We start from the raw sequence: 7929 nt of genomic DNA, 5'->3' as shown, positions 1-7929 counted from the left end.
CGGCGGCATCGGGATGAGGGGCAGCCGCCCTGGCCGATCTGGCCAGGGCGGACTGAGGCCCATCAAAGGGCACGGCCTGCAGAACCCAAGGCGTCTGCATCCTTGCATTCGCTCACATCAGAGGGGTGATTAGACGTGGCCAGAGGGCCGCTGCCCTATTGGCAACAAACTCCTAGGGCGATGAACCTTGGCGGGGTGCCAACGTCAGAACTCCGATCGGCGAACTGATCGCGAACAGACCAGCCTCAGGGTGCACATACCACCAGGCAAAACCGTTATCCGGATCAGCCGATTCCCAGAATGCTTTTGGTGAAGGCCTCGCCCCCCCGGGCGTATTCAGTGATCAGCAGGGCGATGAAACCGAGCATGGCAAGGCGCCCGTTGAGCTTCTCTGCACGCTCATGGAAGCCCCAGCCCCGATCGGCATTCACGACTTCCATACGAGGTTCTGTAGCGAAGGCATTGAGGCGACCACCTTCCTCTGTTGTGACGGTGGCACCTCGGATGGAGGCGCGATCAACCGCACTGGTGGTCTTGGAGGTGTCCGGTTCCATGGCAGTCTGATTCGAGAAGAAACATTCTAACAGCGATGACTGGGTGCAAACAAACTACAAGTACGAATTACACGCCAGCTGGGCTGGTTTCTGGCCTGTTTCAACAGTCATGAAGGCAACGACCCCAACAGGGACCATCCACCAGCAACCAGTCGTTGATGTTGACATTCTGCGCTCACAGGCAAGGCTGGGACAGCGGGGCGGCCTTCTTCGAGGAGCTACATACCCCTCTCCGCTGGAACGTTCGGTTATCACCCCTCAGGATCAAGTCATGTTGTCAGAGCTGACGCTTTAGTGTAGAGAATATGCTATGGGTAACTTGCCACCGACCAAAAATCAAGGACAAGCATAGACCTGGATATCCGGCCATGCGCATGAAACCCTGGAACTGATTGGCAAGGTGAAGACTCAGGAACAATCTTTACCTTTTGAATATGAAGAAAATTCCTGACTGATGTACCCGAGCATGATCCTCAAGGACCATTAACACTATTCCAAGCTTGAAGCTTAAACATCAGGTCTTTTGTCAGTGAAATTCAACCACCCAACACCACATCACACCCCGGAAACTCCCTTGCGACTTTCCCGTCGCTTGCTTGGTGCGGTTGGCACGAAGGTATCCCTTGAACATTCAGAGAGAATACCCACTGATAACAGAATCCTGGCTGTCAGCAATCATCGCAGCGTGCTCGATGCTCCCCTGCTGATGGCAGCCATGAATCGCTCCGTGCGATTTGCCTGTCACTACTACATGAGTCGTGTTCCAGTGATGCGGGATGTGGTTTCGGCAATGGGAGGCTTTCCTTTGGACGCTCCCAGCCAGAGACAAAAGCACTTTTTCCAGAATTCAATCAGCTTCCTGCAAGCAAGGCAAGTGGTGGGAGTGTTCCCCGAGGGGGCCCAGCCGATGGTTCAGGTCAAATCTGCCAATCAACTCAGCCCCTTCCATCGGGGTTTTGCCCATCTGGCCCTGCGAGCACCAGTTACTGATTTAACGATTCTGCCGGTTGCCATTCTATCAACAGAAGAGAATAAGCATCAGCTGGCCCCGCTTAAGCTTTTCCGCTTGTTCGATCCTTCAGAACCGCTGTTCAACTGTGGGGGATGGCATCCTGCAATTGTCTATCGTCGCGTTCATCTTCACTTTGGTTATCCTATCCAGATTGATGAGAATTTACGCCAACAGTATCGCGGACGCCACGGTACGCCGCTGGCTAAGGAAATAACTCAGTCATGCTGGGACCAGATTGACGGAATGCTGCAACAAGGCTGTAACTAATCCTTTCACGCAACCGATGTCAGTCTCCACCAGACCACTCCGACTACTGTCTTCCACGTCCGACAGAACGAACCTTCCCCTGTTTGTCTTTCTGCCGGGAATGGATGGGACAGGTAAGTTGTTGGAACCACAGCAAGCTGGACTGAAGTCTATTTTCGATGTTCGCTGCCTGTCGATTCCCCCTGACGATTTAACAGGCTGGAATGGATTGGTTGAGCAGATTGCTGGTTTGATCAGGAAGGAGAAGCAACGTTTTCCTTCGCGTCATATAGTTCTATGCGGTGAATCGTTTGGTGGCTGTCTGGCCTTGAGGCTGGCAGTTCGCCATCCGCCTCTCTTCGATCGTCTGATCCTGGTGAACCCAGCTTCTGCGGCGAGTCGCCAACCGTGGCTGGGTTGGGGAGCCTCATTTACGCAGCGCTTACCAGGCTCCCTTTACCGCCTGTCTACTTTTGGGCTGTTACCGCTTCTGATTGCTTCCCACCGTGTTCCAGTTGTGAGTCAGCAGGCTTTGTTGGCTGCCATGCAATCGGTCAGCCCACCAAGTGCTGCCTGGAGACTGTCTCTGCTCAGCCAGTTCGAGATTGAGAAACCGGCTCTTGAGCGGATTGAGCAACCTGTTCTCGTCCTGGCATCGGGCTCAGATCGACTCCTCCCTTCCGTGCAGGAGGCGAGAAGATTAGAAAGACACCTACCTAATTCTCGGACCGTTCTACTGCCAGAGAGTGGGCATGCTTGTTTGCTGGAAAAAGAGGTCAGGTTCAGTAGTATTCTAAAATCAAGCAACTTCTGCGCCGACGCGAAGAAGCCTGTTCTTGTGCTGTTGAGATAGCTGAGATGCTTGAATAATCAGTAACAGATAGGCAGCAGCGGCCAGACTTTTTAGATTTGCGTAGCGCTCACTTCTCAAGGTTAGGAAGTCATGGGGTCTGCCGCCACCAGCGCCAGGCCTCCACGTTGATCAGCAGCCCGAAGACCGTGAGTGCCACCATCAGCACAATCTGATCGAGGCGAGCATCGGGCACCAGGACATCGGCGATGAGATGGGGGAAGTTGGTGATCGAATAGACGACGCTGAACCAGAAGTGGATTCGCCGCCAGGGGCGCCAGCGCATGGCCGGGCCGGCCGTGGTGGCGGAGTAGACGATCAGCACGATCGCGATCAGCGGCAGCAGGAAGTAGCCGAGCATCGCTCCGAAGAGCAGGGGCAGTGCCCCCTCGTGTACATGGCTGTGGATCTCCGGCGACTGGCCGTGGAACAGGGGCATCAGGCCCAGGTCCACGTGGAAGAGCATCGCCAGCAGCCAGGCGATCCAGAGCGTGATCAGTCGCAGGGGCTGGTTGATCGACGTGTTCATCACTCTCGAAGCCTGTTCCCTCAGTGTGGGAAGCGAGGAAGCAAGGACCATGTGATCTTGGTGGTTCGTTGCGGATGGAACGATGCATTGCAACATCACCAGCACCCCAGCGACGTCCTGGCCCTGCACGATCTGGCCTGATCCTGACCCTGACCCTGCTGCGGAACGATTGACCTCGTCTCTCTGGAAGCAGGGAATCAGGGGGCCAGATTGACGGTGATCGTTTTAAGCACCGATTCCGGCAGGTTTCGGGAGACCGGACAGGCCTTCATGCGTCTTTCGAGAAAGTCCATCTCCTTGCGCTCCAGCGCCGCACCGGGCTGCAGCTGAAGCTGGAAGTCGCCTGCGATGGTTTCGATGATCCAGCTGGCTGAGGCCCCCACCGTGAATGTGCCATCAACCTGGGCAAGGGGGATCCCCTTCTCCTGCGCATTGGCCACCAGATAGTGGTGCTGGCAGAGCAGCAGGGATAGCAGATAGAGGCGGAAGCCAGGGGTGGAGAGCGTGGGCAGCTGCGGCTGCCAGGTTCCCTCGGGGGTGAGGAACTCCACCGTCAGTTCCTGGCTGACGGGATCCGTGATGCCATGCAAGCTGCAAAGGCGGAAGCTGAATGTCAAGGCGCTCATCGGCGTACTGGGGGGAGGGAGGCAGTGAGTGGCGCCGCGACGCGGGGGGAAGGCTGAGTTACCGCCGGCACCGAGGCGATCAGATGGTCACCTTGTTCCAGGGCATCACGGCCAGCAGCCGGGCCATGCCGCAGAAGCCGCTGACGCCCGCGAAGGTGAGACCAGCGCCCACGAACCCACTCAGCCAGATCCAGCCCGGGGCGACGCTCTGGCTCAGAATCACCCCCAACAGCACCAGTGAGCCTGCGGCGATCTGCACCTGGCGCATCAGGGGCAGCGGCGCTCCTTTGAGTTTGCGTACGGAAAAACCGGCCTGCTGCCAGGCGGGCATCCCACCCACCAGGTCGACCACCGGGTGGGGATGGCCCTGGCGGAGCAGCTCGCTCAGGGCTTTGGCACTGCGGTTGCCGCTCTGGCAGACCAGAACGAGGGGTCCGCTGGGCAGATCGGCCTGGGTGATGCGCGAGAGCGGAACATTGAGGCTGCCGCTGATGTGGCCGGAGGCGTATTCCATCGGTTCGCGCACATCAATCACGCTGACGCCTTTGGCCGCCAGCTGGCCGGCCAGGTCGTGGGCGCTGATGCGGTTATGGGTGGCGGTCATGGAGGTCATGGAGGTCAGGGGGTGGCCTGGGCCGGCAGAGAGGGAAAGGGTGGGCGCGGGAGCGACGGACACGAGCGATCTGTTGCTAATTGATATGAGCATAGCCACATTATGCGTGTTAAGGCGATCCCTGGAACACGCGGCTCAGCTCACAGCAGTGGTGGGGCCAATCCCCCTCCACCAGGCAGAGCGTTTCGCCTGGGTTCAACGCGGCGGCCTGCTGGCGCAGGAAGTTATTGCCCTTGCCGCGCGGCCCTGAGCAGAGAAGCCGGTCGGGATTCCACAGACGTCCGCTTACGTGCATAATGCCTGAAGCGACATAATGCTTTGTCATGGCCACGCCTGCTGCCGGGTCCCCGCCGAATCCCCAGCTGCTCGATGAACTCTGCGCCTTCTTTCGGCTCCTGAGCGAGCCGGCCCGTCTGCAGCTGCTGTGTCAGCTGAAGCATGGAGGGGCCATGGATGTGGCCTCCCTGATCGAGGCCACCGGGTTCAGCCAATCCCACATCAGCCGCCAACTGGGCCAGTTGCAGCAGGCGGGCCTGGTCAGCTGTGAGCGCGACGGGGTGCGGTTGATCTATGCGGTTGCCGACCCGTTGGTGGACGAACTCTGCAATCTGGTGCAGGGACTACTGAGGCAACGGTTGGAGCAGCAGCTCCGCGAATTGCAGGCGGTCTGAACGACTGAATCAAGACGCCGTCGAGCTTCATCGTGCTCAAGAGCTCCTTGAGGGCTGCCCGCTCGCTGGATTCATGGGTGTCGTAGGTCTTCTGGGCCATGGCGACACCCAGAGCACGGGCATAGACCGTGACCTGGGCGACAAAACGGTAGTTGCCGTCTACGGACTCGATCGCCGAGCCTCGCAGGGTCTTGCCGTCGCACACCAACTGGTCAAGACCCTCGGCGCCGCCTGGGATCTGGCTGATCATCCAGGCCTGCAGCACCTCACCGAATTGCTGCAGATGGGCCTTGTTAAACAAGTAAAGGAAGGCGGCATCCGACGGCCAGCGCTTGAACTCCAGGCCCAGTGCCTGGTTCAGCGCCTCTCGGTGCCGCTTGGCAACGGCCTCCAGATCGCGAGAGCTGCGACAGCCACTCAGGATCCCAAGCACCGCCACCAGGAGCAGAAACCACTGGGGGTAACGGACCCCGCGGCGGTAGCGGCCGTCCGGAATGGCCTTGAGGAAGCTGATCAGGTCATCGGGAGCAGGCTGATCGACTGCGGTGGCAAGGGTTTCGGCCATGGGAAGCGGGGAGACCCACCGACCAAACCCAATGCTGACAGGACCGCCAAGACCGACGTGGACAGACTTTTAGGCGGCCCTGGGGTGCAGTAGTTGTCGACGATCAGATGGACATCCAATTCGGCTGGAACTGACTTTTCGATCAGGCGCAGGAACCCCAGGAACTCCTGGTGCCGTGGCGGATGTAGTCATGCGTCACCCCCTCCACGTAGCCCAGGCCCATGGGCAGCAGCGGCTGCGTCCTGTCCAGGGCCTGGATCTGCTTCTTCTCGTCAACGCAGAGCACCATCGCCTTGTCTGGAGGGTTCAGGTAGAGACCGACGATGTCCCGCACCTTCTCCACAAAGAACGGATCGGTGGAGAGCATCTACGTCTTCTGGGGGGCCTGATGCCCTGCCCTGGGTCAAGCGGCAACAATCTCGGTCATGCTGATGAGTTGAACGGCGGTCAGATCTTGTCCTATGTAAATGGCCTCAAAGATGCCGTCCACATAAAGACCTAGTCCGCCTGCGCTTTCACGGACTTCAAGAGATCTACTGAAGCCGGCTTCTATGAAAATATTATCATACGAATCAAGGCCCTCAATAATATCGACAACCCCTGCGCTCGCATCGCTGAGGGTCGCCCCGTTGAAATGGCTATCAAGGAAGTGATCCGAGCGGATAAACATCTGGTCAGCGTCACTGTCTCGGGAATCGCCAAATACGTTGCCTCCGAAACCACCGTACATGACGTCAGCTCCATCACCGCCGATAATCAAATCTTGACCAGCTCCGGCAATGAGGAGGTCGTCGCCGGAGCCTCCATCTAGTGTATCGTCGCCCTTGAAGCCATGGATAAGGCCTTCTCCGTCAGAGCCGCTGAAAAACTCCGAGAATGCGGAAGTAGAATCTCCAAGATAAACCTCAGAAAACCCGGAGTGGTGAACAAGATAGTCTAAATAGTCAGTGGCCTCCTCGTCGTAGACCTGATTAATGAGCTCGTAATCAATGCGAGTTAGATAATTGATACTAGAACTGGCGAGGTGGAACCCTGAGAATGGATCCAATGTAATGCTTTCTACATATCCTCCTCCATCGATGTCCCCTAGGCCGAGAACATTGGCAACTTCGTGAGAGGCAGCAACTGCAAAGAGATCAGAGTCAAGATCTGATGAGAGAGTGATACCGGCGGCGGTTCTTACCGTGCTCCAAGTGGCTGACCAATAGCCCGATGAGTCGCCAGTATCTCCCAATACAACCTGGATTTTAGCGTCACGATCTTTAGAAGATACTTCTTGAAAGGTCACCGATTCGAGGGCCTCGTCCCAGAGCTTGAAAGCACGCCGAAGGAGGTCCATCTCTACTGCCGTAGGGGCCCTGATGCCTAGTTCGGAGGGCGACCAAGTGATGGATCCGCTAGACCACCTGTTTCCGTAATACTCAGATGAGAAAATAGAATAAAGATCCATCTATGTCTATAGCTTTGTAAAACTTTATCAGCACTAGCATCGAGGATCTGTCGCATCCATCACGTTCATTCATCACATTGCCGCGTGCACTTTCGGTATTTTTAGTTACGGATCACGAGATCAACCATGGCCGCAACATCACCTGGATCCTGAGGGCCTAAGAGACCCCGCACACATCAGTGCGGCCTTGCTCGGCGCCAGCTGGATCGTTGAGGTTAGAGCAGAGCCAACTGCAGACACGATGGCAAGCCATTTCAGGCCACCCCACTGAATGGGTACACATCGTTGGTGTGCCCGTCTAGTGGAGGGCCGATCGGTTGCCCGGTGGCCGCATCCCAGAAGCGAAGGGTGCTGTCCTTTGAGCCGGAGACGATACGTCGATCGTCGGGGCTGAAGGCGACACAGAGCACACCGTCTGTTTGCTCCTTCAAAGGAGGGCGAAGGAGCTTGCCCGTCGTCGCATCCCAGATGGACAACGTTTCGTCGTCCGAGCCGGAAACGATCAGGCGGCCATCGGAGCTGAGGGCCAGGGAGTTCACGACGCCTGTGTGCCCCGAAAGGGAGCTTGGATCGGCTCCCCCGTTGAGATCTTCCAGAGGCGCAGTGTGTTGTCATCTGAGCCTGTGACAATTCGACTGCCATCCGGACTGAAGGCCACGGCATTCACTGTTGCTTCATGCCACTTGGGGACTCCTGAAAAAGAGCGGCAGCCAAAACCGGTCCTCGAGTGGGCGTGGATGCGCAATAGGGGAGCCCACAAGCCTGGCTATGCGGTGACCGGCAAATCATCCAACTTGGGACATGGACTATTGC

Annotated in this window: 11 protein-coding genes and 2 pseudogenes; 3 read left to right on the top strand and 10 right to left on the bottom strand. The window is 57.5% G+C overall.

All coding sequences use genetic code 11. From position 1 onward, the window contains the following. Positions 1 to 284: 284 nt before the first annotated feature. Positions 285 to 554: a high light inducible protein gene (locus tag KBY93_RS15640; protein ID WP_094553838.1), complete on the bottom strand. Its 270-nt coding sequence runs from the start codon at positions 552 to 554 to the stop codon at positions 285 to 287. 574 nt (positions 555 to 1128) lie between these two features. Here KBY93_RS15640 and KBY93_RS15635 point away from each other — a divergent pair. Then, positions 1129 to 1833: a 1-acyl-sn-glycerol-3-phosphate acyltransferase gene (locus tag KBY93_RS15635; RefSeq protein WP_255095349.1), complete on the top strand. Its 705-nt coding sequence runs from the start codon at positions 1129 to 1131 to the stop codon at positions 1831 to 1833. 16 nt (positions 1834 to 1849) lie between these two features. Further along, complete coding sequence (locus KBY93_RS15630; RefSeq protein ID WP_255095348.1) at positions 1850 to 2665, top strand: alpha/beta fold hydrolase; 816 nt, start codon at positions 1850 to 1852, stop codon at positions 2663 to 2665. An 88-nt stretch (positions 2666 to 2753) separates the two neighbouring features. On the opposite strand, the gene KBY93_RS15625 is transcribed toward KBY93_RS15630, so the two are convergent. From KBY93_RS15625 to KBY93_RS15610, 4 genes are all read right to left on the bottom strand, one after another. Next, positions 2754 to 3191, bottom strand: coding sequence for a hypothetical protein (locus tag KBY93_RS15625; RefSeq protein ID WP_255095347.1), 438 nt, complete (start codon positions 3189 to 3191; stop codon positions 2754 to 2756). A gap of 197 nt (positions 3192 to 3388) precedes the next feature. After that, the gene (locus KBY93_RS15620) at positions 3389 to 3817 is read right to left on the bottom strand and encodes an OsmC family protein (RefSeq protein WP_255095346.1); all 429 of its coding nucleotides are present in this window, start codon (positions 3815 to 3817) and stop codon (positions 3389 to 3391) included. A gap of 79 nt (positions 3818 to 3896) precedes the next feature. Continuing rightward, entirely contained in the window at positions 3897 to 4430 is a 534-nt protein-coding gene (locus tag KBY93_RS15615; RefSeq protein WP_399223361.1) for a rhodanese-like domain-containing protein, read from the bottom strand. A gap of 109 nt (positions 4431 to 4539) precedes the next feature. Further along, the gene (locus KBY93_RS15610; RefSeq protein ID WP_255095344.1) at positions 4540 to 4755 is read right to left on the bottom strand and encodes a hypothetical protein; all 216 of its coding nucleotides are present in this window, start codon (positions 4753 to 4755) and stop codon (positions 4540 to 4542) included. On the opposite strand from KBY93_RS15610, the pseudogene KBY93_RS15605 reads away from it, so the two are divergent. Next, positions 4754 to 4972, top strand: a pseudogene (locus KBY93_RS15605) (ArsR/SmtB family transcription factor); the annotation flags it as partial. The gene KBY93_RS15610 and the pseudogene KBY93_RS15605 overlap by 2 nt on opposite strands. Here the strand turns inward: KBY93_RS15605 and KBY93_RS15600 are convergent. The 5 genes and pseudogenes from KBY93_RS15600 to KBY93_RS16340 form a co-directional block, all read right to left on the bottom strand. Continuing rightward, a complete protein-coding gene (locus tag KBY93_RS15600) occupies positions 4968 to 5666 on the bottom strand; it encodes a transposase family protein (protein WP_255095343.1) in 699 nt (232 codons plus the stop codon). The pseudogene KBY93_RS15605 and the gene KBY93_RS15600 overlap by 5 nt on opposite strands. A gap of 71 nt (positions 5667 to 5737) precedes the next feature. Further along, positions 5738 to 6030, bottom strand: a pseudogene (locus KBY93_RS15595) (IS630 family transposase); the annotation flags it as partial. Positions 6031 to 6069: 39 nt separating this feature from the next. Next, the gene (locus KBY93_RS15590; RefSeq protein ID WP_255095342.1) at positions 6070 to 6954 is read right to left on the bottom strand and encodes a calcium-binding protein; all 885 of its coding nucleotides are present in this window, start codon (positions 6952 to 6954) and stop codon (positions 6070 to 6072) included. A 416-nt stretch (positions 6955 to 7370) separates the two neighbouring features. Further along, entirely contained in the window at positions 7371 to 7712 is a 342-nt protein-coding gene (locus tag KBY93_RS15585) for a WD40 repeat domain-containing protein (protein ID WP_255095350.1), read from the bottom strand. After that, positions 7652 to 7861, bottom strand: a complete 210-nt coding sequence (locus KBY93_RS16340) for a WD40 repeat domain-containing protein (protein ID WP_399223358.1) — start codon at positions 7859 to 7861, stop codon at positions 7652 to 7654. Before KBY93_RS16340 ends, KBY93_RS15585 begins: the two co-directional genes overlap by 61 nt. Positions 7862 to 7929 lie beyond the last annotated feature (68 nt).

Origin of the sequence: Synechococcus sp. J7-Johnson, from assembly GCF_024345795.1 — a bacterium.
Classification (GTDB): domain Bacteria; phylum Cyanobacteriota; class Cyanobacteriia; order PCC-6307; family Cyanobiaceae; genus Regnicoccus_A.
This window is presented reverse-complemented; position numbering and strand designations above follow the sequence as displayed.